The organism is Streptoverticillium olivoreticuli subsp. olivoreticuli (genome assembly GCF_003391135.1).
In the GTDB taxonomy this organism is placed as follows: domain Bacteria; phylum Actinomycetota; class Actinomycetes; order Streptomycetales; family Streptomycetaceae; genus Streptomyces; species Streptomyces blastmyceticus.
In genome coordinates, this window is sequence record NZ_CP031455.1 from 1,881,664 (window position 1) to 1,906,001 (window position 24,338).

Annotated in this window: 27 protein-coding genes; 13 read left to right on the forward strand and 14 right to left on the reverse strand. The window is 71.7% G+C overall.

Annotated elements, in window-relative coordinates; genetic code table 11:
* Positions 1-15: 15 nt before the first annotated feature.
* From DXZ73_RS07760 to DXZ73_RS07770, 3 genes are all read right to left on the reverse strand, one after another.
* The gene (locus tag DXZ73_RS07760) at positions 16-468 is read right to left on the reverse strand and encodes a VOC family protein (protein WP_116210274.1); all 453 of its coding nucleotides are present in this window, start codon (positions 466-468) and stop codon (positions 16-18) included.
* An 89-nt stretch (positions 469-557) separates the two neighbouring features.
* Positions 558-1,217, reverse strand: coding sequence for a hypothetical protein (locus DXZ73_RS07765; protein WP_116215481.1), 660 nt, complete (start codon positions 1,215-1,217; stop codon positions 558-560).
* 42 nt (positions 1,218-1,259) lie between these two features.
* The gene (locus tag DXZ73_RS07770; RefSeq protein ID WP_116210275.1) at positions 1,260-2,087 is read right to left on the reverse strand and encodes a class I SAM-dependent methyltransferase; all 828 of its coding nucleotides are present in this window, start codon (positions 2,085-2,087) and stop codon (positions 1,260-1,262) included.
* Positions 2,088-2,170: 83 nt separating this feature from the next.
* Between DXZ73_RS07770 and DXZ73_RS07775 the strand changes: the two genes are divergently transcribed.
* The 4 genes from DXZ73_RS07775 to DXZ73_RS07790 all read left to right on the forward strand — a co-directional run bounded on the left by DXZ73_RS07775 (position 2,171) and on the right by DXZ73_RS07790 (position 4,470).
* Positions 2,171-2,776, forward strand: a complete 606-nt coding sequence (locus DXZ73_RS07775; RefSeq protein WP_116210276.1) for a TetR/AcrR family transcriptional regulator — start codon at positions 2,171-2,173, stop codon at positions 2,774-2,776.
* A gap of 112 nt (positions 2,777-2,888) precedes the next feature.
* Positions 2,889-3,164, forward strand: coding sequence for a hypothetical protein (locus DXZ73_RS07780; RefSeq protein WP_116210277.1), 276 nt, complete (start codon positions 2,889-2,891; stop codon positions 3,162-3,164).
* Positions 3,161-3,751, forward strand: a complete 591-nt coding sequence (locus tag DXZ73_RS07785; protein ID WP_162890105.1) for an RNA polymerase sigma factor — start codon at positions 3,161-3,163, stop codon at positions 3,749-3,751. Before DXZ73_RS07780 ends, DXZ73_RS07785 begins: the two co-directional genes overlap by 4 nt.
* Positions 3,748-4,470 carry a hypothetical protein gene (locus tag DXZ73_RS07790; protein WP_116210279.1) on the forward strand — a complete coding sequence of 241 codons (723 nt, stop codon included), beginning with the start codon at positions 3,748-3,750 and terminating at the stop codon, positions 4,468-4,470. The genes DXZ73_RS07785 and DXZ73_RS07790 overlap by 4 nt, the downstream gene beginning before the upstream one ends.
* 158 nt (positions 4,471-4,628) lie before the next feature.
* Here the strand turns inward: DXZ73_RS07790 and DXZ73_RS07795 are convergent, their stop codons facing one another.
* Positions 4,629-5,870, reverse strand: coding sequence for an alpha/beta hydrolase family protein (locus DXZ73_RS07795; RefSeq protein WP_205519132.1), 1,242 nt, complete (start codon positions 5,868-5,870; stop codon positions 4,629-4,631).
* A gap of 495 nt (positions 5,871-6,365) precedes the next feature.
* Between DXZ73_RS07795 and DXZ73_RS07800 the strand changes: the two genes are divergently transcribed.
* Positions 6,366-7,085, forward strand: a complete 720-nt coding sequence (locus DXZ73_RS07800) for an MBL fold metallo-hydrolase (RefSeq protein WP_116210280.1) — start codon at positions 6,366-6,368, stop codon at positions 7,083-7,085.
* Positions 7,086-7,101: 16 nt separating this feature from the next.
* Here DXZ73_RS07800 and DXZ73_RS07805 read toward each other — a convergent pair whose 3' ends face one another.
* The 4 genes from DXZ73_RS07805 to DXZ73_RS07820 form a co-directional block, all read right to left on the reverse strand.
* Positions 7,102-7,371, reverse strand: coding sequence for a hypothetical protein (locus DXZ73_RS07805; protein WP_116210281.1), 270 nt, complete (start codon positions 7,369-7,371; stop codon positions 7,102-7,104).
* A gap of 6 nt (positions 7,372-7,377) precedes the next feature.
* Entirely contained in the window at positions 7,378-8,892 is a 1,515-nt protein-coding gene (locus DXZ73_RS07810) for an SDR family oxidoreductase (protein ID WP_116210282.1), read from the reverse strand.
* A 106-nt stretch (positions 8,893-8,998) separates the two neighbouring features.
* Entirely contained in the window at positions 8,999-10,372 is a 1,374-nt protein-coding gene (locus DXZ73_RS07815; protein WP_116210283.1) for a cryptochrome/photolyase family protein, read from the reverse strand.
* A gap of 231 nt (positions 10,373-10,603) precedes the next feature.
* Positions 10,604-10,789: a hypothetical protein gene (locus tag DXZ73_RS07820; RefSeq protein ID WP_116210284.1), complete on the reverse strand. Its 186-nt coding sequence runs from the start codon at positions 10,787-10,789 to the stop codon at positions 10,604-10,606.
* A gap of 22 nt (positions 10,790-10,811) precedes the next feature.
* On the opposite strand from DXZ73_RS07820, the gene DXZ73_RS07825 reads away from it, so the two are divergent.
* Complete coding sequence (locus DXZ73_RS07825) at positions 10,812-11,780, forward strand: SDR family NAD(P)-dependent oxidoreductase (RefSeq protein ID WP_116210285.1); 969 nt, start codon at positions 10,812-10,814, stop codon at positions 11,778-11,780.
* Positions 11,781-11,862: 82 nt separating this feature from the next.
* Here the strand turns inward: DXZ73_RS07825 and DXZ73_RS07830 are convergent, their stop codons facing one another.
* The 4 genes from DXZ73_RS07830 to DXZ73_RS07845 all read right to left on the reverse strand — a co-directional run bounded on the left by DXZ73_RS07830 (position 11,863) and on the right by DXZ73_RS07845 (position 16,225).
* On the reverse strand, positions 11,863-12,951 hold the full coding sequence (locus tag DXZ73_RS07830) for an amidase domain-containing protein (protein ID WP_338059113.1): 1,089 nt from the start codon (positions 12,949-12,951) through the stop codon (positions 11,863-11,865).
* Positions 12,952-13,136: 185 nt separating this feature from the next.
* Entirely contained in the window at positions 13,137-14,189 is a 1,053-nt protein-coding gene (locus DXZ73_RS07835) for a chitinase (protein ID WP_116210287.1), read from the reverse strand.
* 144 nt (positions 14,190-14,333) lie between these two features.
* Complete coding sequence (locus tag DXZ73_RS07840) at positions 14,334-15,344, reverse strand: S41 family peptidase (RefSeq protein ID WP_240351261.1); 1,011 nt, start codon at positions 15,342-15,344, stop codon at positions 14,334-14,336.
* A 131-nt stretch (positions 15,345-15,475) separates the two neighbouring features.
* The gene (locus DXZ73_RS07845; protein WP_116210288.1) at positions 15,476-16,225 is read right to left on the reverse strand and encodes a transglycosylase SLT domain-containing protein; all 750 of its coding nucleotides are present in this window, start codon (positions 16,223-16,225) and stop codon (positions 15,476-15,478) included.
* Positions 16,226-16,840: 615 nt separating this feature from the next.
* On the opposite strand from DXZ73_RS07845, the gene DXZ73_RS07850 reads away from it, so the two are divergent.
* The 4 genes from DXZ73_RS07850 to DXZ73_RS07860 all read left to right on the forward strand — a co-directional run bounded on the left by DXZ73_RS07850 (position 16,841) and on the right by DXZ73_RS07860 (position 20,069).
* Complete coding sequence (locus tag DXZ73_RS07850) at positions 16,841-17,323, forward strand: VOC family protein (protein ID WP_116210289.1); 483 nt, start codon at positions 16,841-16,843, stop codon at positions 17,321-17,323.
* 124 nt (positions 17,324-17,447) lie between these two features.
* Positions 17,448-18,824 carry an L-lactate MFS transporter gene (locus DXZ73_RS07855; RefSeq protein WP_116210290.1) on the forward strand — a complete coding sequence of 459 codons (1,377 nt, stop codon included), beginning with the start codon at positions 17,448-17,450 and terminating at the stop codon, positions 18,822-18,824.
* Positions 18,821-18,934, forward strand: coding sequence for an MFS transporter small subunit (locus tag DXZ73_RS40545; protein WP_425315821.1), 114 nt, complete (start codon positions 18,821-18,823; stop codon positions 18,932-18,934). The genes DXZ73_RS07855 and DXZ73_RS40545 overlap by 4 nt, the downstream gene beginning before the upstream one ends.
* A 163-nt stretch (positions 18,935-19,097) precedes the next feature.
* Entirely contained in the window at positions 19,098-20,069 is a 972-nt protein-coding gene (locus tag DXZ73_RS07860; RefSeq protein ID WP_116210291.1) for an LLM class F420-dependent oxidoreductase, read from the forward strand.
* Between the two features lie 15 nt (positions 20,070-20,084).
* On the opposite strand, the gene DXZ73_RS07865 is transcribed toward DXZ73_RS07860, so the two are convergent.
* Both DXZ73_RS07865 and DXZ73_RS07870 read right to left on the reverse strand, forming a co-directional pair.
* The gene (locus DXZ73_RS07865) at positions 20,085-20,888 is read right to left on the reverse strand and encodes a thioesterase family protein (RefSeq protein WP_116210292.1); all 804 of its coding nucleotides are present in this window, start codon (positions 20,886-20,888) and stop codon (positions 20,085-20,087) included.
* Between the two features lie 101 nt (positions 20,889-20,989).
* On the reverse strand, positions 20,990-21,928 hold the full coding sequence (locus DXZ73_RS07870; RefSeq protein WP_116210293.1) for a LysR family transcriptional regulator: 939 nt from the start codon (positions 21,926-21,928) through the stop codon (positions 20,990-20,992).
* An 88-nt stretch (positions 21,929-22,016) separates the two neighbouring features.
* Between DXZ73_RS07870 and DXZ73_RS07875 the strand changes: the two genes are divergently transcribed.
* From DXZ73_RS07875 to DXZ73_RS07885, 3 genes are all read left to right on the forward strand, one after another.
* Positions 22,017-22,385: a YybH family protein gene (locus DXZ73_RS07875; RefSeq protein ID WP_116210294.1), complete on the forward strand. Its 369-nt coding sequence runs from the start codon at positions 22,017-22,019 to the stop codon at positions 22,383-22,385.
* Complete coding sequence (locus tag DXZ73_RS07880; protein ID WP_116210295.1) at positions 22,382-23,566, forward strand: flavin-dependent oxidoreductase; 1,185 nt, start codon at positions 22,382-22,384, stop codon at positions 23,564-23,566. Before DXZ73_RS07875 ends, DXZ73_RS07880 begins: the two co-directional genes overlap by 4 nt.
* 73 nt (positions 23,567-23,639) lie before the next feature.
* On the forward strand, positions 23,640-24,317 hold the full coding sequence (locus tag DXZ73_RS07885) for an alpha/beta fold hydrolase (RefSeq protein ID WP_116210296.1): 678 nt from the start codon (positions 23,640-23,642) through the stop codon (positions 24,315-24,317).
* The last annotated feature ends 21 nt before the right edge of the window (positions 24,318-24,338 follow it).

Sequence of the window (24,338 nt, forward strand, 5' to 3'; positions counted from 1 at the left end):
TCCCGACGCCCCGGCCTAGGCCACGCAGAACTCGTTGCCCTCCGGGTCCTGCATGATCCACCAATGCCCGGCAGGCCTCTTGTCGACCTCGCGGACACGGGTCGCCCCCAGGTCTTCCAGTCGGGCCACCAGCTCGTCGAGGCCGCCGGGCTCGCTGTGGACGTCGAGGTGCAGGCGGTTCTTGCCGGACTTGCCCTCGGGCACGTCCTGGAAGAGCAGCCGTCGGCCGCGGCCGATACCGCTGGTCCCGTCGAACGGGTCCTCGGGATGGCGGATCGCGGCGTAGCCGCGGAAGTTCTTGCGGCCGCGATGCTCGACGACCGCCTCCTCGCCGACGTGTCCGGCGGCCAGCAGCTGCTCGATGAGAGCGCTCGGGTCTTCCACCTCGTACTCCAGGGCCGCGGCCCAGAAGTCCGCGAGGGTGGATGCGTTCGTGCTGTCGATGACCAATTTCCAGTTCAATGCCATGTGGCCAGTTATATCGACCCCTGCCGCCGGTACGAGGTGCTGCACGAGCCCACCGCCCCCGGCGACCACGGGAAGGTGCCGCTGTGGCCTCACGGCAGCGGCTGTACGACGGGGGTGGGCAGCGCCAGAGCGCGGGCGAGGGCGGCGGAGACGGGGGCGGCGTAGCCGGGCAGGTGTCGGGCGGCCCAGGCGGTGGCCAGTCGGAGGAAGTCGGCCAGGTCGCTCTCCGCGCCGATGAGCAGGCGGCGCAGCTCGTCGGCGGGCAGTTCGATCACAGGGCTGTCGTCCTGCTCTGCATCGATGGTCAGCCGGACGCTGTCGCCGAGGCGTTCGGCGAGCGGGGTGGGGTCGTGGCCGAAGGAGGCCCAGCCGTCGCCGTCGAGAGCCTCAAGCCAGTCGCTCCGTTCGTCAAGGCCGTTGCAGCAGCCCGGCAGCAGCGTGGCACCGGTCGCGGTGTCTGTGACCTGCAGGCCACCGGCCGCGAAGAGGGGATCCATGGTGAGCAGCCCGTGCAGGAAGCTCCCGAGCGGGTCGGCGGGGCCCGGCGGGTGGTCGTCAGGCTCCGGGGCGACGTCGTTGCAGGCGGCGACGTACATCACCGCGGTGCCGATCTCTTCGGGGCCGAGCACACCGCTGAGCGGCATGAACCCGTACGCCTCGGTCGAGGCGACCGGCCACAGCGAGAAGTCATCGGAGGAACGGGTTTCCAGCACGGGCTGCATGATGATCACCTGCGGAGTGTGCAGCATGACCATCCCTCACCGCATGCCCAATACGACGTACTCGCCGGATCAGGCCGCATCGCCTCGCGTCGCAACGACCACCACCGTGGCGTAGCGCATCACGAAGGCGCCTCCCACCGCATCGATGGCGGCGCCGATGCCCGTGAGCACTTCCTGCAGCTCGGCCCGCGGGAGCCGGGTGTGGCCGCCGGTGGTGGGCAGGTGGTCCAGCCACTCGTCACGGGTGTAGGGCCGCTGCCAGTCGAATCGCCACTGCTCCGGGTCGCCGAACTCGCCCGTCTCCCCTATCCCGTCGGCCACCCTGGCGTACAGCGCCGCGTACGCGTCCAGGGCCGACATCGTCCATTGGCGGGCTGCGAGGGGGTCGGGAAGCACCCTGCGGTAGACCTCGGCGAAGGATTCCAGCAGTTCGGGCGGGAGCTGGGCCGCGTTCCAGAACATGGCCAGCCGGCCACCGGGCCGTAGCGCCCGCGCCGCCTTGGCCGCTCCCGCGACCGGGTCCACCCAGTGCCAGGCCTGTCCGGAGACGACCGCGTCGAACTTCCGGCCGGCGGGGTCCCAGGCTTCGAACGCGGCCACCTCGACCTCGAGTCCACGCTGTCGCGCCAGGTCGGCCATCCGCACGTCGACGTCGACCCCCAGCACCTTGCAGCCGGCCGCCGCGAACTGCCGGGCCGCGATGCCGGTACCACAGCCGACGTCGAGAACGTCGGGGCCGGGGCAGGCGGCGACGATTCGGTCCACCAAAGCTTGCGGGTAGCGGGGCCGGGCCCGGTCGTAGCGCTCGGCGTCCACGCCGAACGACTCGGCCACCTCTCGGTGTTGATGAAGCTCGCGCTCGGACGGCCGCTCTTGTTCCGGCGGTACAGTGGGCACTTGCCCACTATGAGTGGGCGTGCGCCCACTCGTCAATCGTGCGGGCCGGATGAGACCGGATGAGAGAAGCAAGGAGACGCACGGTGCCGACGGGAGTGGCCATCCGGGACGCGCGCGAGCAGCTGTTCGACGCCGCCGAGCGCGTCCTGCTCCGGGACGGGCCGAGTGCGCTGACCAGCCGGGCGGTCACCACGGAGGCGGGCTGCGCCAAGGGCGTCCTGCACCGGCACTTCGCCGACTTCGACGCCTTCCTCGCCGAGCTCGTACTGGACCGCATCGCCCGGCTCGAAAGCCGGGCCGCCACCCTGCGCGACTCCGCCGGGACCGGCACCGTCGCCGACAACCTCGCCGACGCGCTGACGGATCTGTTCGAGTCGGTCGCCGTGGCGATCGTCGGTCTCGTCACCTCGCGGGACGACCTGCGCACCCGGCTCCGTCGAACCACGCCGACCGGCATCCCGGTACTGACGGAAGCCACCGCCGCGATCGCCTCCTACCTCACCGTCGAGCGCGAACTGGGCCGCATCGCGGCGCACGCCGACGTCGACGCCCTCGCTCCCACGCTGGTCGGGACGGGCCACATGCTCTTCGCCGACCGGAAGGGCACCCCACCGGAGACCGGAGCCGTCCGCAGGGCCGTGACCGCGGTCGTCGCCGGCGTCACCTCCGCCGCAACCACCGGTACCTGAGTGTCTTTCAGGCGCTTGTCCCTCAGAGGCATCCGCGATTCGGCTCCTGCCTCGTGTATATAGCGAGGGGGTTCCCCGCCCCCTCCTTGTTGTCGAAAGGAGCCGAGCTCCAATGGCTTGGACCCTCTTCAACGGCGGTGAGGTCGTGGCGCTGTCCGTCTCCGCGTACCTCTCCACCGCCACGAGAGCACTGGCCCCTGCAGTGAACTCGTGGGTGACCGGCCGGCTCCTGCTCCGTCGGGAGCGTGAGCGGCGGGGCACCATCACCACCGTCATGGCGGCCTTGCCGCACGGCGACGTCACCATCGCCCATGACGGTGGCCAGGGCTGGGAAGTGCGGGTGTCCCCCCACTGCTTCCCGGTCACCGCCCGGAGGTCCACCCGGTGACCAACCCCAACCCGGTGGCAGGGACGCTCGGCCCGGCGTCCCTGCCGCGCACCGTATTCGAGGCCACCGTCGACGAGCACCATCCCGATCTCCTCAAGCGCGCCCGGTGGCGTGCCAACGGAGACCCGCACCTGGCGGAGGACGTCCTCCAGCAGGTCTACGAGAAGGTGCTGCGCCGGATCGCCAGGGACCTCGCGGTCCCGGACAATCCGGTCGCGCTCAGCCACTACATGCGCAGGGCCATCGACAATGCCACCACGGACCACTACCGCACGTACGGGAACCGCATGATCCCCCAGGGACTGGACATCCCGTCGTCGCGGGAAGCGTCCGATGACGACACCCCCGAGGACGTCGTTCTCGCACAGGCGTACCGGCAGGTGGCCGCGCGGGTGAACAGCCTCCTCGACAAGCTGCCCGAGCGGCAGCGCGAGGTCGTGAAGCTCATGTTCTGGAAGCAGATGGACAAGGCCCAGGTGGCCGCCCACCTCGGCATCAAGGTCACGTCCGTCGACAAGTACCTGCGCCTGGCGAAGAAGAACCTCAAGGCCGGTGCGCAGGAGATCGTGAAGGAGGTGGTCGCGTGAAGTACGGGGATCTGCTCATCGTCGACGAACTGCACCGCCTCGACCGGGTGGCTGCCGCCCTGCTGCAGTCACTGATCAAGGGCTGGCTGTCCGAGCCGGCCCGGAGGCCCGCAGAAGACGATCAGAGCGAGAGGGCCGGCCGCCACCAGGCGGCCGGCCCCCCCGGGGCCGTCCCCGCCGGGGCGGGTACGGCCGAGCACCTCCGTCACGCGACGGCAGCCATCAGTGAACTGGTGGACCTGCTGGGCGTGGAGGAGGGACTCACCGGGGCCCAGGCCCGTCGGGCCGCGGAACTGCTGGAACTGATGGACGCCGATGAGGAGGCAGTGCGCTGGTGGAAGCTGGCAGCGGAACTCGGGGACGCCGACGCCGTCGACTACCTGGCACTCCTGGAAGAGGAGGGGACATCGTCGGCACAGAAGCCGGCACGTGGGCACACGCCGTGCCCTCGCGGCGATGACGTATCGGCCGTCGTGCCGTCCGCTGCCCTGTCGAAAGAGCTACGAGGTGAACCGGTGCCGGGAGGAGGAGATCGGGACAGGGCGATGGCGAACAGCATCCGCAGAGCCACGGCGGCGCGAACGCGCCGACGCCTTCAGGGACTGCTGAGCACCGCGCAACGCCTGGCCAGAACTGCCGTGGCGGAGCATCCAGCCGACGATGACGAAGTCTGGATCACCACAGGGGAAGCCGCGTTGCTGGCCAGCGGCAGCGGCTGACAACTGCTCGGAGGATTTCCGACGCACCGCGGGCCGTCCCGGCCACGCGATGCCGAGGGACCGTACGAAAGCAAGGGGCGGCCATCCACACGGGGAGAGGATGGCCGCCCGACTCTGTGCGGCGGCAGCGGCAGCGGGGCTGGGCCGGATGGGTCGGCCTACGGGAGGAGCAGACGCCAGTAGAGGGCCCAGGGGACGAACACCGTCCCGGCGGTGAGCAGGAGCGCGAGTCGGATGCGGATCGTTCCGTTCACCTCGTGCCGGGCGCGCCACCAGGACAGGCCGGTGGCCGCGGTCGCCACGACGACTGCGAGGGCGAGGGCCTGGAGCACGATCCAGGGCAGCGGCCGGCCGAGGACGAAAGGCGTCACGCTCTTGCCCCCGAGGGCGAAGACCGAGGTCATGAACGTCAACGTGCCCGCCACGGCCGCGGCGCCGGTGGCGGCCAGCCAGAGTGCCGGGCGGGAGGCGGCGGGGCGCCCGCGGTGTCCGGTGATCCGGCGTACTCCCGCGATCACCGGGTACCCGGCGAACGCGACGAGGAAGAGCGCGAGGACCGCGTATTGGAGGGAAATCGACTCGTACCAGACGCCGGTTGTCGCCGCGCGGCTGGTGAACTCCTGGCGCGGGGGCGAGGCGGCGCTGGAGACCGGGGGCTGCCCGGCGGCCACGGCCTGGACCCATGAGGTCATGACGTCCGCGTAGCCGGGGCCGAGGGCGCCTAGGCGTTTGCCGTCGACGACCGGGCCGCCGAGCTTCTCGAATCCGTCCTTCGTGCGGTGTCCGTTGTGGCCGGCGCCGGGGACGAAACGGATCGTCACATGCCGGTTCCCGGCGCGGGCAAGGGTCTGCCGGAAGACCTGGGCACTCTCCCGGGGCGGCACCTGGGTGTCGTACTCGCCCCAGAGGGCCAGCACGGGAGGACGTACGTGCTCCAGGACCGGCACCGGGTCGTAGTCGGCCGCGGGGAACAGGCCCGCGCCGGAGAGGAGATGGGCCGCGGGCACGGTGACCGCGTCGCGTATCGATCCGGAGACATGGCCGTGGCGCAGCTGGTTGCCGAGGTTCCAGGTCTGTGCGCGCAACGGCGTGACGCCCGGTCCGCCGACCGTGATCAGGAAGGCCGTACCGGGGGCCTTCGTCGCTGCCAGAGGTGCCACCCAGCCGCCCTCGCTGAACCCCCACAGCCCGACCTCCGCCGGGTCCACGTCACCGCGGGCGCGCAGGGTCTCCATCGCGGCGCGGGCGTCGTCGGCGAGCAGCGGGAAGTCGCGGTGGAGGTGGGAGTAGCCGACCGTCCGCTTGTCGTAGACGAGCGCTGCGATCCCCGCACGGGCGAATGCCTCGGCCTCCGGCATGTACTCCTCGCGAGGACCGGGGCCCGACCCGTGCACGAGCACGACTCCCGGGTGGCGTGACGTCGTTCCTGTGCCACGCCCCGCGGTGGTGGCGGGTGCGACGACGGTGGCATGCAGGGTCAGGCCGTGGCTGCGGAAGGAAACTTCTTCGCGGATCGGATCCGCCGCGGGTCCGTCTGCCGGTTCCCGGGCCGATATCGATGCCGATGCCGGTGCTGATATCGGTGTCGGCATCGATGGCGCCGCCGTCGCCGCGTCCGTGAACGCGCCCGCCAGGACGACAACCGCGAGGAGAAGAACTGTGTGGACACGCCGCTTGGCACCGATCACACGGTGACCGTCTGCCAGGGCGCCGCTCAATGCCGGACGGCCAGGTTTCATGTCGGCAACGCTACGGGCCCTTCCCGCAGCCGACGATCGAGGAAGCCCCCGTGCCGGCCGTGGGGCCAGCACCAGTGCGGACGAATACCCCCACACACAATTCGCCCGCAGCGCAAAGCAGTCGGCCGTGGCTCGCCCACCGATTAGCGTCACGCCATGGAACTCATTCAGATCACCCCCGCCGTCTGGCAGTTGTCGTTCCCGGTCGGGCACGTTCACCTCGTGCGCCTGCCGGACGGGTACGCCCTGATCGATACCGGTGTGCCGGGGTCCGCCCCGGCGATCCTGGACGCCCTGGAACAGCTCGGCAGCCGCCCTCAAGACGTGCGGCAGATCGTTCTGACCCACTTTCACGTCGACCACATGGGCTCGGCCGCGGATCTCGTCGCGGCCACCGGCGCCCGTGTCCTGGCCGGTGCGCTGGACGCGCCGTTCATCCGCGGCACCACCCCCGAACCCGAGCCGGTGTTCACCGCCTCGGAGCGCACCCTTCACGAGCAGATCACCGCTGGATTCGCCGACGCGAACATGCCTCCTGTGAAGCATGTGCCGGTGGACATCGAGCTGCGCGACGGCGACACCCTCGACGGCTGGGCCGAGCCCGTCCGCGTCCTGCACGTGCCGGGTCACACGCCGGGAGGCGTCGCGCTCCATCTCACCTCCAGCGGCGTGCTGTTCCCGGGTGACATCGTCGCCACCGCGGAGGGCCGGGCGATCCTCGGCCCGTTCAACGTGGACAGGAAGGAGGCCATCGCCTCCTTCCGACGGCTCGCCGCGCTGGAGGTGGAGACCGTGTGTGTGCCTCATGGCCGGCCGTTGGTGAGGGACGGGGGCGCGGTGCTCCGGTCGGCCGCTCCGGAGGGTGACTGGGTGTGAGTTTTCTGATGGGGGATCAGCTACGGCTGTAGGCCGCGCAGTAGCCCATCGGGCGCGTAGCCGGAGCGGATGCCCGGCTGCCGGCCGTGCGCGGGGCGGTGAGCGCAGGGTCCTGCAGGGCGCGAGCGGCGACGTGGTCGAGGAGTTCGTCGCGCATCTCCCGCAGTCCCGCCAGGGACAGCCGGTCGTAACGCAACCCGTGCCGACGGCCGAATGCCCGCCCTTCGATTTCGCCGAGCGCGCGAGCGATCCTCTGCTCAACGATCTTGTGACGCGTCACGTCCACGACAAGTCAGCCGACCTCGGGCCCGCCCGCCCTGGACTCCGCGTGGTGGGCGATGTTGCGGGCCATGCCTCCGAAGACGAGGGCGTGGAAGGGGGCGACGGAGTGCCAGTAGGCGTGGCCCGCCAGGCCGTGGGGGTGGAAGAGGGCGCGCTGTTCGTAGCGGGCGTGGTGGGGGCCGTCGGGGGTGGCGGTGAGTTCCAGCCAGGCGCGGCCGGGCAGCAGCATTTCGGCCCGTAGTCTCAGCAGCTTCCCCGGGACGATGTCCTCGACCCGCCAGAAGTCCAGTGCGTCGCCGACCCGCAGCCGCCGTGGGTCGCGGCGGCCCCGGCGGAGGCCGACCCCGCCCAGGAGGCGGTCCGCCCAGCCCCGGGCGGCCCAGGCGAGGGGGAAGGAGTACCAGCCGTTGTCCCCGCCGATGCCCTCGACCACGTCCCACAGCGTGGCGGCGTCCGCGGCGACGCGCACGCTGCGGACGTCCTCGTAGAGGCTGCCGCCCGACCAGTCGGGATCGGAGGGCAGCGGGTCGCTGGGCGCACCCGGAAGGGTCGCGGAGGACCATCTGGTGGTCACGTCCGCGTCCTTGATGCGTTGGAGGGCGAGGCGTACAGCTCCGTCGAAGCCGGTCAGCCCCTCGGGTGGGTCGGGGACGTACGCGGCGATGTCGTGCTCGCCGCAGACCACCTCGTACCGCAGGGATTCCACCAGCGGGCGGGCGATGGTGTGGGGCACGGGGGTGACCAGCCCCACCCAGAGGCTGGACAGGGCCGGGGAGAGCACGGGTACGGGGATGACGGCCCGGTGCGGCAGCCGCGCGACGGCGGCGTAGCGCCGCATCATCTGCCGGTAGGTCAGCACGTCGGGGCCGCCGATGCCGAAGCCGCGGTTGACGTCCGGCGGCAGGGCGGCCGCGCCCACGAGATAGTGCAGGACGTCGCGGACGGCGATCGGCTGGATGCGAGTGCGCACCCAGCGGGGGGTGACCATGACGGGCAGGCGCTCGGTGAGGTACCGCAGCATCTCGAAGGACGCCGAGCCGGAGCCGATGATCACCGCGGCACGCAGATGGGCGGTCGGCACTCCGCTGGACAACAGGATGCGACCGACCTCGGCGCGGGAGCGCAGGTGCGGTGAGAGCTCCTCCTCGGGGACTCCCGCCGGGGCCAGGCCGCCGAGGTAGACGATGCGGCGGGCGCCCGCGGCCCTGGCCGCGGCGGCGAAGGCGTGTGCGGCGTGCCGGTCGGTCGCCTCGAAGTCCCGGCCGGTGCCGAGCGCGTGCACCAGGTAGTAGGCGACCGCGACGCCCTCGAAGGCGGCCGGCAGGGTGTCGGGGCGGGTCACATCCGCCCGGACCACTTCCACGTCGGCGGCCCAGGGCTGGTCGCGCACCCGCCGAGGGTCGCGGACCAGGCACCGCACGCGGTGGCCGGCGCGCAGCAGTTCGGGCACCAGCCGTCCGCCGATGTACCCGGTCACCCCTGTGACCAGGCACGACTGACCTGATCCCGCCGGTGGTGGGGGCATGGGCCGGGCGCCTTTCCTCGTCGTCGCCGTCGTGGTTCCCTCCACCCTCGCACCGGTTGCCGGGTGCCGCACGGAGAGATCCGGCGGGTGCGGCCGTGCGGCGTCCTCACTCCCGCCCGCGGGCCCGTCGGAAGCGGGTCAGGGCGTCGGAGAGGTCGACGAGCGGTTCGGGATAGGCGTACCGGGCCCGCTCGGCCCCGCTCAGCTTCCACGGCTCGTGCACGGCGGGCCCGTCGATCCCGGCGAGTTCGGGCACCCAGCGGCGTACGTACGCGCCGTCCGGGTCGAAGCGCCTGCCCTGGACGACGGGGTTGAGGACCCGGTTGGGGCGGGTGTCGGTGCCGGTGCCGGCCACCCACTGCCAGTTGAGCTGGTTGTCGGCCACGTCGCCGTCCACCAGCCAGTCCAGGAAGTGGCGGGCGCCGACACGCCAGTCGACGTACAGCGTCTTGGTGAGGAAGCTCGCGGCCAGCAGGCGGCCGCGGTTGTGCATCCAGCCCTCGTGGAGGAGCTGGCGCATCGCGGCGTCGACGACGGGGTAGCCGGTGCGTCCCTCCTTCCACGCCGTGATCTCTTCCCGGGCGGTGGATCCGGTGCGCCAGCGGTCGTGCCGGGGGCGGTAGTCGGCCGTGGCCGCGTCGGGGCGGGCGGCGAGGACCTGGTGGTGGAAGTCGCGCCAGCACAGCTGCCGGACGAACGCCGCGGCGCCCGGCCCGTCCGACGCCCGTGCGCGGTGGGCGAGTTCGACGGGTGAGAGCGTGCCGAAGTGCAGGTGCGGGGAGAGCCGTGAGGTGGCGTCCCCCGGCAGGTCGTCGTGGCGGTCCTCGTAGGCGGCGAGCCCCCGGCGCCGCCAGGCCGTCCAGCGTCCGCGGCCCTCGCTCTCCCCGCCGGTGGCGAGGCCGGGCGACACCCCGTCGACGCGCTCGCGCGCGGGGACCGGTCCGGAGCCGATGCCGTCCGGGACGCGTACGGCGCGCGGGGCGCCCGTCACGTCGCGCAGCCGCTCCCGCGACCAGCGGCGGAAGTACGGGGTGAACACCGCGTAGTGGTCCGAGCCCGCCGGTGTCACGGCGCCGGGCGCGAGCGCGGTGACCACCGCGTCGTGGACGCGCAGGTGGCGTCCGTCCGCCAGCAGGGCGTCGCGCAGACGCCGCTCCCTCCGCTGGGCGAAGCCGCTGACGCCGGCGGCCATGTGCACCTCTCCGGCGCCCGCCTCGGCGGCGACCTCGCGGACCCGGTCGGCCACGTCGCCCGAGCGCACCACCAGGCGGCCGCCGCGTGCCCGCAGCCCGGCGTCGAGGTCGGCCAGGCAATCGGCCAGAAAGGCCCGCCGGTTGGGTGCGGCGAATCCGGTGGCGGCGAGGGCGTCGTCATGGACGAACAGCGGCACCACTTCGTCCGCGCTCCGCAAGGCCGCGCGCAGTGGCGGGTGATCGTGCAGCCTGAGGTCCGAGGTGAACAGGACGACGGAAACCGTCATGACAGCGCTTTCTTCGTGAACCGGGTGTACTGGCACGTACGGCCACCGTACGGTCCGCCCCGGTCGCGCGCGGGCCCGGCGCGGCCGATCGCTCACGTCGGGTATCGCGTACGGGATCCCCCGCCGCGTCGTCCTTCACGCGCGGCCGCCAGGCGAACCGTCCGCACCGCGCGTCGGCCGCCAGGACCAGGACGAGCGCCGCGTAGGCGGTGGCGAGGGCCTTCCTGTCGTTCAAGAGCGCTCCTCCAGCTCCCGTGCCAGGCGCAGCCACGTCGCGAAGAGCTCGGCGTCGAGGTCGGCGGGGGTGCGGAGCTTGACGGCCGCCATGGTCCGGGCGCCCGGTTCGAGGCGGCCGGAGCCGTCGGCCCTGACGTCGCGTGGTCGCGCGGCCGTCCGCTCGCTTGACTTCGCGTGCACTCCAGGTCCTAGCGTCGGATTCATGATCACAAAGCAGCAGAGGATCGGCACCGGATTCGGTGCTCACAGCACGGCCGACGAGGTGCTCGCCGGGATCGACCTGTCGGGCGGTACGGCGCTGGTCACCGGCGGCTACTCCGGGCTCGGCCTGGAGACCACCCGCGCGCTCGTACGGGCCGGGGCCCGGGTCGTGGTCCCCGCCCGGCGGCCCGACACCGCCGAGGCCGCCCTGCGCGGCTTGCCCGGGACGGAGGTGCACGCGCTCGATCTGGCGGACCTGGAGAGCGTCCGGGTCTTCGCAGACCGCTTCCTCGAAACGGGCCGCACCCTCGACGTCCTGATCAACGGCGCCGGTGTGATGGCCTGCCCGGAGACCCGTGTCGGGCCCGGCTGGGAGGCGCACTTCGCGATCAACCACCTCGGCCACTTCGCGCTCGTCAACCGCCTGCGTCCGGCCTTCGCACCCGGCGGGGCCCGGGTGGTGTCCGTGGCCTCGGCCGGGCACTTCCTGTCGGACATCCGCTGGGACGACCCCCACTTCCGCACCGGCTACGACCGCTGGGCGGCCTACGCCCAGTCCAAGACGGCCAACTCGCTCTTCGCCGTGCACCTCGACGCCCTCGGCGCGGACAGTGGGCTGCGCGCCTTCGCCGTGCACCCGGGCAGCATCCTCACGCCGCTGCAACGGCACATCCCCCGCGAGGAGTGGCGCGCGCTCGGCTGGGTGACCGAGGACGGCGCTCCGGCGGCCGGCTTCAAGACTCCGGAGCAAGGTGCGGCGACGGCGGTGTGGGCGGCCACGTCGCCCCTGCTCGACGACCGCGGGGGCGCGTACTGCCAGGACTGCGACATCGCCGCTCCGGCCACCACCGACGACATGCTCGTCGGCGGCGTCAAACCCTGGGCCACCGACCCCTCCGCGGCGGCCCGCCTGTGGGAACTCTCCGGCGAGCTCACCGGGTTGAACGCGTTCCCGGCGAAGGCGGCCTGAAAGGGGACGTGCTCGACGCGTGCCGGGAGCGGTGAAATCCGCGAGTGCCGGGCCCCGCACGGGCGGGGCCCGACACGGGCTGTCAGGTGCGGTAGGCGTAGTAGACCGCGTCCGGGTTGGAGGCGATGATGCTCGCCACCGACTTCCGGTAGGTGTTCGTGGAGTGGTACGTCAGATACGGGACGCCGATCCGGCTCCGGTAAGTGACGATCATCGAGTGGTCCTTGGACCCGTCGCCCTCGAAGTCCATCTGCAGGATGTCGCCGACGTCCAGCTGATAGACGCTGGCCAGGTTGGTCGCCCGCTTGGAGGACAGCGTGAACCACGCCCACTCGTTGGCACCCACCCAGGAATCCGTCTGACCGGAGGGGCCGTACGACCAATTGTGGTAGTCGGAATACGCGCCGGGCACCGTCTTCCAGCCGCCCGCCTTGAGGGACTGGCTGATGAAGTTGGTGCAGTCGCCGCCCGCGTCGTTGAACTGGCGGTAGTCCGGGTTGTAGTTCCTCCAGTACTTCTCCGCATAGGCCGCCATGGCCGCGTAGTTGTAACCGGTGCCGGTGAACTTCTTGGGCTTCGCCGGGGCGGGCCACGAGATGTCGGCGGGAGTGCCGTCGGGGGCTACCTCGGGGGTGGCCGCGACCGCGGTGCGGGGCTCGTTGACCGCCCGGGGGCCCGCGTCCGTGGGCCTGATGCCCGTCAGCTCCCACTTCCCCTTCGACGTGCTGGAGAAGCTGAGCTCGTGGTGGGCCTTGAAGCCCGTCGTCGTGGGCTCGTCGCCACGGATCTTCTTGTAGGCGAGCGTCGTGGTCTCGGTGACCTCGACCGTGGCCCGCCCGTTCTTGACCTGGGTCCTGTCCACGGACACCTGGGTGTCGGCGGCGGTGTACGCCTCACCCAGGGAGGCGAGGCGCGCCTTGCGGGTGCGCAGCGAGGACAGCGCGCCGTCCTCCGTCCGCGCCAGGCTCGACGCGACGCTCACATTCCCGTCGCGGAGCGGCGGGGCTATTCGCCGCGTGGACTTGGTGTCCAGGAGTGCGGCCGTACGGTCTTTCAGTACGGCGTCGGCGACGCGGCCGAAGGACTCGACCGTCCTGCCGTCCGCCTGCTTCGGCTGCTTCGTCTGCGACGCGCTCGCACCCGAGGGCAGCAGCACGGTCGTCACGGTCACTGCCAATACCGCCCCGACGGCGGTTCTCAACGTCGTTGCTTTCACGTGTTTCCCCTTGTATCCCCGGTCCGGGCGGACCGGGGAAAAGGGATCTTCGCACAAATTTCCGCCGCCGTGGACGCGTGATCGGATCACGGATCGGACAACGCAACAACATGTCCGCAAGACGCTTGTTCCGGACCGCTTCAGCGCCCTTCCAGACCCTTCGCGTTGTCGCCGAACGTCCACCCTCGCGAACCGTCCCAATTGAGGGACCAGGTCATCAGACCTTTCAGTCCACCGCGGTAATTGGTCCAGACCTGGGCGACCGAATTCGGGTCCATATAGCCGCCCCCGGCGCCCGGTTGCGCGGGCAATCCGGGGACCTGCTTGTCATAGGGAACTCTGATGGTGGTGCCCTGGACGACGAGCCCCTTGTCCAGGCAGTCCGTCTGCGCCGTGAATCCCTCGACGGTCCCGGCGGAGTAGGAGTCCCCGGAGCAGCCGTACATGTTGCCGTTGTAGTACTGCATGTTCAGCCACCAGAGCCGGCCGTTGTCCGCGTATTTCTTCACGATCGGCAGGTATGCGCCCCAGATCGAGCCGTATGTCACGCTTCCTCCGGTGACATAGGCCGTCTCGGGCGCCATCGTCAGCCCGAAGCCCGCGGGCATCCGGTCGAGGACGCCGTCGATGATGCGCATGAGATTGGCCTGGGACGCCGACGGCTGGGTGATGTCACCGCTGCCCGTGAGGCCGGTCTCGATGTCGATGTCGATGCCGTCGAAGTTGTACGCCTTCAGGATCGGCACCAGCGTCTCGACGAAGCGGTCGGCGACGGCGCTGGAACCGAGGTCGATCCCGGCGGCCGCGCCGCCGATGGACATCAGGATCGTGGCACCGGCCGCCTTGGCCCGGCACATCTCGGCAGGGGTCGCGACCTTCACCGTCGCGTCCACCCCGTCCTCCCACAGCGCGGTCCCGTCGGAGCGGATGACCGGGAACGCCGCGTTGACGACGTTGTAGCCGTGGTCGCGGATACGGGCGTCGGTGACCGGGATCCAGCCGAGCGGCGGGTGGACGCCGTTCGCGGCGCCGTCCCAGTTCTCCCAGTACCCCTGGAGGACCTTGCCCTCCGGTCTCGGCTTGACGGCGCAGGTGTCCTCACGCGGCGCACCCACCGCACCGGCGACCGGAACCTGCGCCACGAAGGCGACGGCCAGGGCGACACCCAGCAGGCGCGACATTCGACGGCTCATACGGCACTCCCTTCCCGGGGCCGACCACGGACGACCGCACGTCACGCCCGCGGCTCGGCTCACCGGGAAGGTAGGGCGGGGCTGATGAACCGTCAATAAGTCTGGACCAGAACGGCGTTGACTCCCGACTGGCGACGCAGACGTTCAGGAGCCCGAGGCACGCTGTGCGGCGAGCCAGCGGGTGGCCGCTTCCACACCCCGGTCGGGCCCCCTGTCCGAGGGACCTTCGGGCGCCTCCTCGTCGGGCGGGATCGCCCCGTCGTAGAGGCGTCCGGTGCGATCGGCTTCCCGGGCTTCGGTGAGGACGAGCTCCGCGCCGTCGGAGAGGGTGTGGGCCACGTTGCCCGTGGGGAGACCCGCGGTGGGCTCACCGAAACCGCGGGTCGTGGGGCGGCCGCGGAAGGCGATCGCGACCGCTTCCGCGGCACTGGCGGTGACACCTCCCGTCAGAACGGCGACCGCCGGCCGCGGGTGGGACAGCGGCTCGGCGGGGCCCGGGGAGTTCGCGTACTGCGGCGGCGTGCCGTTCCTGATCGTCCAGGGCTGCCTCGTACCGTCGGCCGCCACGAACGCGCCGACATCGCCGTCACCGAGGATCGCGCCGACCACGGCGAGCGGCGCCCACATGTTCCCGCCGTGGTTGTCCCGCAGGTCGATGATCCAACGGTCCGCCCCCGCCCGGTCCACACTGCCGACGACAGCGCGCCCCTGGCGTATGTACTCAGGGGCCGCCCGAAGGGAGTGGATGGCAGGAAGGGACAGGTAGCCGATGCCGCCGGGCAGGATCCGGCCGCGTGACGTGCCGGAGGAGTCGAGCGGGGCCTCGGCGTTCCGCTTGGCATCGCCAGGGGCGATGAAACGGCTGTGCCGGTCCCCCAAGGACATCAGCGCCGCGTCGACGGCTTCGTAGGTCTGCCCGGAGGTCCGAGCCCGCTTTGCCGTCGCGAACGCCTTGCGCCGTAATGCGGGCCAGTCCACGTCGTCCCGGACGAGCGCGTTCTTCTCCATGATGTCCAACGCCGTCGCGAGGTACGTCCGTGCCTCCGGCGCCATCGACCCGCCCGGCGCGAGACCTGGGGAGGACGAGCAGCCGACGGCGGACGCGAGGACCGCCACGGCGACGAGACGGCTCCGCCTGGCGCCCGGTGTGCGCATCTCCACCCCACCAAGCGGGACCGGCGCGAACTGGAGCGTCTGCAGGGCCTCTGAGTACGCCGAAGGGCGGCGGCACCGGTGTGGTGCTGCCGCCCTTCGGCGTGTGAGGTTCCCGCTGTGTGTCGGTCCGGTCAGTAGGCGGAGTTGACGTTGTCCATGGAGCCGTAGGTCTTGGCGGCGTAGTTGCAGGAGGCGACGATGTTGGCGACCGGGTCGTAGATGTCCCAGGACGTGCCCTCGACGTGGAAGGCCTTGAAGGTGGGGTCGATGATCTGCAGCAGGCCCTTGGAGGGGATGCCGGCGACGGCGTTGGAGTCCCAGTTGTTGATGGCCTGGGGGTTGCCGGTGGACTCGCGCATGATGTTGCGCTTGAGGCCTTCGTAGGTGCCGGGGATGCCCTTGGTGTGCATGATGTCGAGGGCCTGGTTGATCCAGCCGTCGAGGTTGTCGCCGTAGGCCTTCGCGGGGGCCGGGGCCGGGGCCTGCTGGGCGGGGGCGGCGGGGGTGTTCTGGACGGGGGTGCGGTCCTGGGAGCGGCTGGCGGTTTCCTTGGCGGCGCGGTCCTGCTCGGCCCTGGCCTTGGCCTGGGCGGTGGCCTTGGCGGCGGCGTCGGTGGCGGTCCTGTGCTGCGCTGCGGCTTCGGTCTTCGCCCGGTCGGCTGCCTGGCCGGTGGCCTGGGTGAGGCGCTCCTGCTGCTCCTGGTCGCTGGTGCCGGCGTCGTGGGTGGTCCAGGCGACGTGCTTGACGTCGATGGACTGGGCGGCGGTGGCCTGGCCGGGGACCGCGGCGAGGGCGAGGGCGGTGAGGCCCGCGGCGGTCAGGCCGGCGGCGGAGAGCTTGTGGGCGGCGGTCAGGCGGTGGCGGGAGACGGTGGAGCGCATACGGAGCTGAACCTCTTCCAGTTTCGCGGATGTCGTACGGAGGCCGGTGCGGCGCGGTGCGACTCGGCAATTGTTAGCGGCCGGAAACGGGGGTGGCAAAGGTGTGACCTACGACCGGGGCTCGTAGGCACACACCCCCACACCACGCCCGGAACGTCCGATTTGGGCGGGTCGGGGCCACTAGCCGGAGTCGTACGTGACGTGGGCCCTATGCGGGGGCTCACACCCGGGGGGTGCGCGGGTCACTACGCGTGAGCGCCCGTGTGCGGCGGGGGAGCAGGTCCTGATGCGCGGCTCGCCGCGGCCGGGGCTGCGCCCCGGACCCGTGCTCGGGTGCGGCCCGGCGGGCGCTTGTTCCCCAGCCCCGCCCCTTCCCGGCTGCATCCGATATGCGGCTCCGCCGCGTGGGGGACTCCGCCCCAGACCCCGAAGCACGCTCCGCGCGCTGTCCTCAAACGCCGGACGGGCTGAAATCAGCCCGTCCGGCGTTTGAGGACGCGGCCGCAGGCCGCTCCCGCCGCAGGCGGCAACGGACCCGCGCACGGAGTAGCGGCCCCCTCGCCGCGGTGTCACCGTCGTACAACGGACAGCACCCCACACAAACGGGAGAGCCCCATGCCGCGGATCACGCCCAACCTCTGGTTCGATACCGAAGGCAAGGAAGCCGCCGAGTTCTACGTATCGATCTTCCCCAATTCGGAGATCAAGACCGTTCAGTACTACGGAGAGGCCGGCCCACAGCCCGCCGGCACGGTGATGACCGTCGAGTTCGCGCTCGACGGGCAGGAGTACCTCGCGCTCAACGGCGGACCCCAGTTCACTTTCAACGAGGCGATCTCGCTGAGCATCGACTGCGCGGACCAGGAGGAGGTCGACCATTACTGGGCCGCCCTTTCCAAGGGCGGGGAGGAAGGGCCGTGCGGGTGGCTGAAGGACAGGTACGGGCTGTCCTGGCAGGTCGTGCCCGCCGAGCTGAAGTCGCTGCTCGCCGATCCGGACCCGGGGCGGGCGCAGCGGGCCATGAAGGCGATGCTGGGCATGAAGAAGCTCGACCTGGCGGCGCTGCGGGCCGCGGCGGACGGGAGCAGCGGGGCGTAAACCCCGCAAGGGGGTGGGGTGCGGAAAGCCGCGCCCCACCTACGGCCCGGATCGATCGAACTGGCCTCCGTCACAAGGCCGGTGGCCTTTCCGCGAGATTGTCGGGCGCTGTACCTTCCCCCTCATGCCCGCCCGCTCGCGTACCGTCGCGCCACCGGGATGGAGCCGCTGGCTTGTCCCGCCCGCCGCGCTGTCCATTCATCTCGCCATCGGCCAGGCGTACGCCTGGAGCGTCTTCAAACCGCCGCTGGAGTCCTCGCTCGGCCTGTCCGGCACGGCGTCGGCGCTGCCTTTCCAGGTGGCGATCGTCATGCTGGGCCTGTCGGCCGCCTTCGGCGGCACCCTGGTGGAGCGGAACGGCCCGCGCTGGGCGATGTCGGTGTCGGCCGTCTGCTTCTCGTCGGGCTTCCTGGTGGCCGCGCTCGGGGCGGCGACGCGGGAGTACTGGCTCGTGGTGGCCGGGTACGGCCTCATCGGCGGCATCGGGCTCGGCATCGGCTACATCTCCCCCGTCTCCACGCTGATCAAGTGGTTCCCCGACCGCCCGGGGATGGCCACCGGCATCGCCATCATGGGCTTCGGCGGTGGCGCCCTCATCGCCTCGCCGTGGTCGGCCGAACTGCTGTCCGCCTTCGGCTCGGGCGCGCCCGGCATCGCACGTACGTTTTTGGTCATGGGCGCCGCGTACGCCGTCTTCATGACGCTGGGTGTGCTGCTCGTGCGCGTACCGCCCGAGGGGTGGCGGCCGCCGGGTGCCCCCTCCCCCGCCGTGCGGGACCCCGCTCTGCGGGACCCCCTCGTCACCACGGCGCGGGTGTCCGCCCGCACGGCTCTGCGTACGCCGCAGTTCTGGTGCCTGTGGGTCGTCCTGTGCACGAACGTCACGGCGGGCATCGGCATCCTGGAGAAGGCGGCGCCGATGATCACGGACTTCTTCGCCCGCTCCTCCTCGCCGGTCGGCGCCTCCGCGGCCGCGGGCTTCGTCGGCCTGCTCTCGTTCGCCAACATGCTCGGCCGGATCGGCTGGTCCTCCGCCTCCGACCGGGTCGGGCGCAAGAACATCTACCGGCTCTACCTCGGCGCCGGCGCGCTGATGTATCTGGTGCTCGCGCTGGCCGGTGACTCCTCGAAGCCGGTGTTCATCGTCTGCGCCGCGGTCATCCTGTCCTTTTACGGCGGTGGTTTCGCGACCGTCCCCGCCTATCTGAAGGACCTCTTCGGGTCCTTCCAGGTGGGCGCGATCCACGGTCGGCTGCTGACCGCGTGGTCGACCGCGGGGATCCTCGGGCCGCTGATCGTCAACGCCGTCGCCGACGCGGGGAAGTCCGCGGGCCGCACCGGCCCCGACCTCTACACCACGTCCTTCGTCATCATGATCGGGCTGCTGGTCGTGGGCTTCGCCGCCAACGAGCTCGTCCGGCCCGTCCACCTCCGCCACCACGAGCCGCCCGCCGAAGAGGAGCGCACCGACGCGGCGCCGGAGAAGGACGTGACGCCATGACGCCCGCCCGCAAGGCCCTGCTCGTGTCCGCCTGGCTGTGGGTGGGAGCGCCCTTCGCCTACGGGGTCTACGAACTCACCCTCAAGCTGCGGCAGTTGTTCACCGGCTGAGGAGAGCGGCCGGTCCCGGGTGCCTCGCCGGGCGCTCGAACGGGGAAACGGTCCGTTCCAGCCTGTGCCGGGATCGCGGGCAGCGCAACCGATGACCGGGGGTTTCCCGTGCGGCCGGATGGTTACCCGGTGGCTGAGAGCCGCCCTCCAGGAGGTCATCCCGATGACGGAATACGGCTATTTCCTCTCCAGTGAGGAACACGGGCCGGACGAGCTGGTCGAGCAGGCGCGGATGGCCGAGCAGGCGGGCTTCACCGGACTGTGGATCTCCGATCGCTACCACCCGTGGAATTCGGCGCAGGGCCACAGCCCCTTCGTGTGGTCGGTGATCGGCGCGCTGTCCCAGGCCACGTCCTTGCCGGTGCAGACGGCGGTGACGTGTCCGACGATGCGGATGCACCCGGCGGTGACGGCACAGGCCGCCGCCACCTGTGCCGTACAGCTGGGCGGGCGGTTCCGGCTCGGTGTGGGCAGCGGTGAGGCGCTCGACGAGCACATCCTCGGCGACCCCTGGCCCCAGACGGCCGTCCGTCTCGAGATGCTCCAGGAGGCGGTCCATGTGATGCGGCTCTTGTTCGAGGGCGGTGAGGTCAGCCATCACGGCAAGCACTACACGGTGGAGAACGCCCGGCTCCACACGGTGCCCGACGAACCCGTGCCCATCGACATCTCGGCGTTCGGCCCGGCGGCGACCGAGCTCGCCGGGCGGATCGGGGACGGCTTCATCACCATGGCGCCCGACGGCGAGGCGGTGGACCGCTTCCGGCGCAGCGGCGGCGGGGTGAAGCCGGCGCAGGCCGGGCTGAAGGTGTGCTGGGGACCGGACCGCGACGAGGCCGTCCGCACGGCACACCGCCTGTGGGCCGTCGACCGGCTCCCCGGCGAACTGATCCAACTGCTTCCGACGCCACGCAACTTCGAGCAGGCCTGCGAACTGGTGACGGTGGATCAGGTGGCGGACGCAGTGCTCTGCGGCGACGACGTGGACGCGCACATCGAGGCGGTCTCGGCGTACGCGGACGCGGGCTTCGACACGGTCTACATCCACCAGATCGGCCCCGACCAGCAAGGTTTCTTCGACTTCTACCGCACGAAGGTGCTCCCCCGGCTGCCGGGCCGCGCGGAGGGGACGTGACAGGGCGGGCCGGGGTCAGCGTTCGGCGACGAGGAGGGTCTGGAGGACGCGGCCGCAGTCCCCGGACTCGTCGTCGAGGCGGCCGGACGCCAGGCCCGAGCCGGTGGGGCTCGCGGCGGTCGCCGCGCGCAGGCACAGCCACTCGCCGACAGGGTCGCGGTGCAGGGCGAGGGTGATGTCGGTGTTGATGACGAGCTTGCGGATGTGGTCGAGTTCGGAGGCGACGGCCCAGTTGCTGTCGGCGAGGGTGAGGGCGCGGGTCAGCGGGGTGTCCGCCTCGCCCGCGACGAGCGGGATGCGCTGCCGCGCCCAGGCCGTGCCGGGCCCGGGGGTGTCGAATCCCCCGCCGGACACGAAGCGCCACTCCATCGCCGCGACATAGCCGTCGAGGTGGGCGCCGGTCATCGTGGGTGACGGCTGGGGTCCCGGTATCGGCGGCGGGACCGGCTCAGGGCGCAGCGCCGGGGTGTCGGCCGGGCCGGAGGCGATGCGCCAGGCCCGTGCCAGCATGACGGTCCTGCCGTCCGCGGTGAGTTCGCCCTCGACGAGTTCGGTGCGTCCGCCGGAGTGGATCGTACGGACGTCGACGCGCAGTTCGGCGACGGGGACGGGGCGCGGGATCTCCAGGGTCACGCGCGCGACCCGGAAGCCGTCGCGCGCGTCGTGCCGTTCGAGGGCGCGGCCGAGCAGGGCGGACGGCGGGCCCGCGTGCTGGGCCTTCGGGCTCCACGGGCCCGCGGTGGCGGGTGTGCTGTGGTAGCTCCCGTCGCCGGTGTGCCGGTAGAAGGACTCGGGCAGCCTCGTGGAGCCTGACGTCATGTGAGCGCCTCACCTCGTCGCCGTGTGGTCGGTGCGCCGTCGCAGGGACAGTCTCGGGCACGGCGTGCGGGCGTCACCAGGGGCGGATGGTGCGATGCCGGTCATGGCGGTGTGCCGTCGGCGGGGGTACGCTCATCGGCCCGCGCGGCGGGATGCGCTGCCGCGCCCAGGCCGTGCCGGGCCCGGGCGATGAGGGCGCGGCCCGCGGGGCTGCTCGGGCCGTCGGTGCGCCAGGCGAAGGCGAGGCGGCCGCGGAGCGCCGGGCGGTCGATCGCGATGCTGCGCAGCTCGTCCGCCCGCGCCTCGGCGAACGCGCCGGGCAGGATCGCCGCGCCCAGGCCGCGGGCGGCGAGCTGGGCGAGGACGCCGGGGTCGCTCGCCTCGAAGGCGATCCGCGGGGTGAAGCCCGCGGCCGCGCATGCCTCGTCGAGCCGGGTGCGCAGGCCGGTGCCCCTGGGCAGGCTGATGAGGGGGCGTTCACGCAGGGTGTCGACCGACACGGCCTGGTGGATGGCGAGTTCGTGGTCGTGGGCGACGGCGGCGACGATCGGCTGGTCGTCGACCACCCGGATATCGAGCCCGGCGGGGGTGGTGCCGCCGATGCTGATGATCGCCGCGTCGAGGAGGCCGGCCCGCAGGTCGTCCATGAGTTGGTCCGAGTTCGCCTCGGTCAGGGTGATCTCCACCGCCGGGTGGTCGTCGTGGAATCCCGCCAGCAGTCCGGGCAGGTCGACGTTGTGCGAGGTCACGGTCCCCACGGCGACGTGTCCGCGGACGAGTCCGGTGAGCTCGTCGACGGCGAGCCGGGCGCCTTCGACCGCGGCGAGGGCGGCCCGGGCGTACGGGAGGACGGCCTCGCCCGCCTCGGTCGGCCGCACCTCGCGGCCCGAGCGGTCCAACAGCTCCTGGCCGAGCTCCCGTTCGAGCTTGCGGATCTGGGCGCTGACGCCGGGCTGGGCCACGTGGACCCTCTCCGCGGCGCGGGTGAAGTTGCGCTCTTCGGCCACGGCCACGAAGTAGGCGAGCTGGCGGAGTTCCATAACTGCTGATTCTAGCAATCAGAAAAACCATCTCTTGGACTTCTGATCATCGTCGGCACAGAGTGGAGGCAGGAGAAAGGACGTCACCATGACCGACAACCGCGAACCCGCCCGCACCCCCGAGGACCTGGCCCGCTTGTTCGTGGAGCGCGCCAACGCCCGCGACGCCGAGGGCCTGGCCGAGCTCTACGCTCCCGACGCCGTGCTCGCCTTCCCGCCCGGGACCGCGACGGTCGGCAGGGAGGCGATCCGCGCCGTGTGCGAGCGGATGCTCGCCCACGCACCGCTGCCCTTCGTGGTGGAGGAGCCCCTGCCGACGGTCCGCTACGGCGACCTCGCCCTCACCTCCACCCGGCCTTCCGACGGCACGGGCGGCCGCGTCCAGGTGGCGCGCCGTCAGCCGGACGGCACCTGGCTGCGCGTCATCGACCGCCCCGAGCTCCCGGCCGACCGATGACCGTACTGATAGCCGGGGCGGGCATCGGCGGCCTGACCGCCGCGCTGAGCCTTGACGCCGCGGGCATCGGGGCGGTCGTGGTGGAGAGCACCCGGGAGATCCGGCCGCTCGGCGTCGGGATCAACCTGCTGCCGCACGCCGTGCGCGAACTGACCGAACTCGGCCTCGGCGGCGCCCTCGCCTCCCTCGGGGTGGCGACCGCCGAGATCGTCCACTGCGACCGGCACGGCCGGGAGATCTTCTCCGAACCGCGCGGCGTCGCCCAGGGCTACCGCTGGCCGCAGTACTCGGTCCACCGCGGCGAACTCCAGATGCTGCTCCTGTCGGCGGTCCGCGAACGGCTGGGCGCCGCGGCGGTCCGTACCGGAACCCGCCTGACGGACTTCGAGGAGGAAGCGGGCGGCGTACGGGCCCGCCTCCTCGACCGGGCGACGGGAACCACCGCCCCCATGGCCGCCGACGTCCTCGTCGGCGCCGACGGGCTGCACTCGGCGGTGCGCGCCCGGCTGCACCCGGACGGCGGGCCGCTGCTGTGGTCGGGCGTCCGGATGTGGCGGGGCACGACCCCGGCCGAACCGTTCCGCGCGGGGCGCTCCATGGCGATCCTGCGCGACGGCGGCACTCAGCTCATCGCCTACCCGATCGGCCGCGGCCGGCTCAACTGGGTGTGCCAGGTGCGGGAGTCCGCTCCTGTGCCCCTCGCCGAGGAAGCGGGCTGGAACCGTACCGCCCGCGTGGCCGACGTGCTGCCGCACTACGAAGGGTGGGAGCTCGGCGGGCTCGACGTGCCCACCCTGCTGGCCGGGAGCGGGGAGATCCTCACCTACCCCATGGTCGACCGCGACCCGCTCCCGGCCTGGGGTCGCGGACGGGTCACACTGCTCGGTGACGCCGCGCACCCGATGTATCCCGTGGGCGCCAACGGCGCCTCGCAGGCGGTCGTCGACGCGCGGGTGCTCGCGTACGAACTCGCGCGGGCCGACGACGCGGCCCAGGGGCTCGCCCGTTATGAGGACGCCCGCCGGGAGGCGACGTCGGCAGTCGTCCTGGCCAACCGCAGAATGAACCGTGCGGGCGGGCGGACCCCGCACGACCTGGCCCGCATCACCGACACCTATCGGCACACCACGGGGAGCGACGTGGACACGCTCAACGCACGCGCTTCCCTGACACCTCGCTGACCTGACGTTCAATGACCCGACATCCGTTGATCTGACATTCACTGATCCGACACTGCGTCAAAAGGAGCCTCACATGGCCACTTTCGTACTCGTTCCCGGCGCCTGGCACGGCGCCTGGTGCTTCGAGCCGCTGGCGCGCCAACTGCGGCAGCACGGTCACGAGGCGTATCCGCTCACGCTGACCGGGCTCGGGGCGCGGAAGCACCTCCTCGGCGCTTCGGTGAACCTCGATACGCACATCGACGACGTGGTGAACCTGCTGGTGGACGAGGACATCACCGACGCGGTGCTGGTCGGGCACAGTTACGGCGGCATGGTGATCACGGGCGCCGCCGACCGGCTGCCCGAGCGCGTGGCGGGCCTGATATACGTCGACGCGTTCGTCCCCGCGGACGGGGACTCCTGCTGGACGCTGGCCAACGACGGTGTACGGGACTGGTATCTGCGGGGCGTGGGCACCCTCGGGTACGCGACCGCGCCGCTGCCGTTCCTCGACCCGCGCGCGACCGCGCATCCGCTGGCGAGCCTGCTCCAGTCGATCCGCCTGCGGGGCGGCCTCGACCAGGTGCGGCGCAGGGACTACGTGTACGCGGAGCTCTGGGAAGGGGAGACGCCGTTCCGGCCCACGTACGAGCGGTTGCTCGACGACCCGCAGTGGAAGGTGCACGCGCTGGCGTCCACGCACAACGTCATGGGGAACGCGCCGGACGAGCTGCTGAAGGTGGCGCTGGGCTCGGTGTCGGCCGGCTGACGCGGCCAGGGCGGGTGGCCG

Excerpts from the sequence above, each read along its gene's own strand:
- DXZ73_RS07760 (WP_116210274.1), bottom strand. The coding sequence starts at position 468 with ATGGCATTGAACTGGAAATTGGTCATCGACAGCACGAACGCATCCACC.
- DXZ73_RS07765 (WP_116215481.1), bottom strand. The coding sequence starts at position 1,217 with ATGCTGCACACTCCGCAGGTGATCATCATGCAGCCCGTGCTGGAAACC.
- DXZ73_RS07780 (WP_116210277.1), top strand. The coding sequence starts at position 2,889 with ATGGCTTGGACCCTCTTCAACGGCGGTGAGGTCGTGGCGCTGTCCGTC.
- DXZ73_RS07800 (WP_116210280.1), top strand. The coding sequence starts at position 6,366 with ATGGAACTCATTCAGATCACCCCCGCCGTCTGGCAGTTGTCGTTCCCG.
- DXZ73_RS07810 (WP_116210282.1), bottom strand. The coding sequence starts at position 8,892 with ATGCCCCCACCACCGGCGGGATCAGGTCAGTCGTGCCTGGTCACAGGG.
- DXZ73_RS07815 (WP_116210283.1), bottom strand. The coding sequence starts at position 10,372 with ATGACGGTTTCCGTCGTCCTGTTCACCTCGGACCTCAGGCTGCACGAT.
- DXZ73_RS07825 (WP_116210285.1), top strand. The coding sequence starts at position 10,812 with ATGATCACAAAGCAGCAGAGGATCGGCACCGGATTCGGTGCTCACAGC.
- DXZ73_RS07835 (WP_116210287.1), bottom strand. The coding sequence starts at position 14,189 with ATGAGCCGTCGAATGTCGCGCCTGCTGGGTGTCGCCCTGGCCGTCGCC.
- DXZ73_RS07840 (WP_240351261.1), bottom strand. The coding sequence starts at position 15,344 with ATGCGCACACCGGGCGCCAGGCGGAGCCGTCTCGTCGCCGTGGCGGTC.
- DXZ73_RS07845 (WP_116210288.1), bottom strand. The coding sequence starts at position 16,225 with ATGCGCTCCACCGTCTCCCGCCACCGCCTGACCGCCGCCCACAAGCTC.
- DXZ73_RS07850 (WP_116210289.1), top strand. The coding sequence starts at position 16,841 with ATGCCGCGGATCACGCCCAACCTCTGGTTCGATACCGAAGGCAAGGAA.
- DXZ73_RS07855 (WP_116210290.1), top strand. The coding sequence starts at position 17,448 with ATGCCCGCCCGCTCGCGTACCGTCGCGCCACCGGGATGGAGCCGCTGG.
- DXZ73_RS40545 (WP_425315821.1), top strand. The coding sequence starts at position 18,821 with ATGACGCCCGCCCGCAAGGCCCTGCTCGTGTCCGCCTGGCTGTGGGTG.
- DXZ73_RS07860 (WP_116210291.1), top strand. The coding sequence starts at position 19,098 with ATGACGGAATACGGCTATTTCCTCTCCAGTGAGGAACACGGGCCGGAC.
- DXZ73_RS07865 (WP_116210292.1), bottom strand. The coding sequence starts at position 20,888 with ATGACGTCAGGCTCCACGAGGCTGCCCGAGTCCTTCTACCGGCACACC.
- DXZ73_RS07870 (WP_116210293.1), bottom strand. The coding sequence starts at position 21,928 with ATGGAACTCCGCCAGCTCGCCTACTTCGTGGCCGTGGCCGAAGAGCGC.
- DXZ73_RS07875 (WP_116210294.1), top strand. The coding sequence starts at position 22,017 with ATGACCGACAACCGCGAACCCGCCCGCACCCCCGAGGACCTGGCCCGC.
- DXZ73_RS07880 (WP_116210295.1), top strand. The coding sequence starts at position 22,382 with ATGACCGTACTGATAGCCGGGGCGGGCATCGGCGGCCTGACCGCCGCG.
- DXZ73_RS07885 (WP_116210296.1), top strand. The coding sequence starts at position 23,640 with ATGGCCACTTTCGTACTCGTTCCCGGCGCCTGGCACGGCGCCTGGTGC.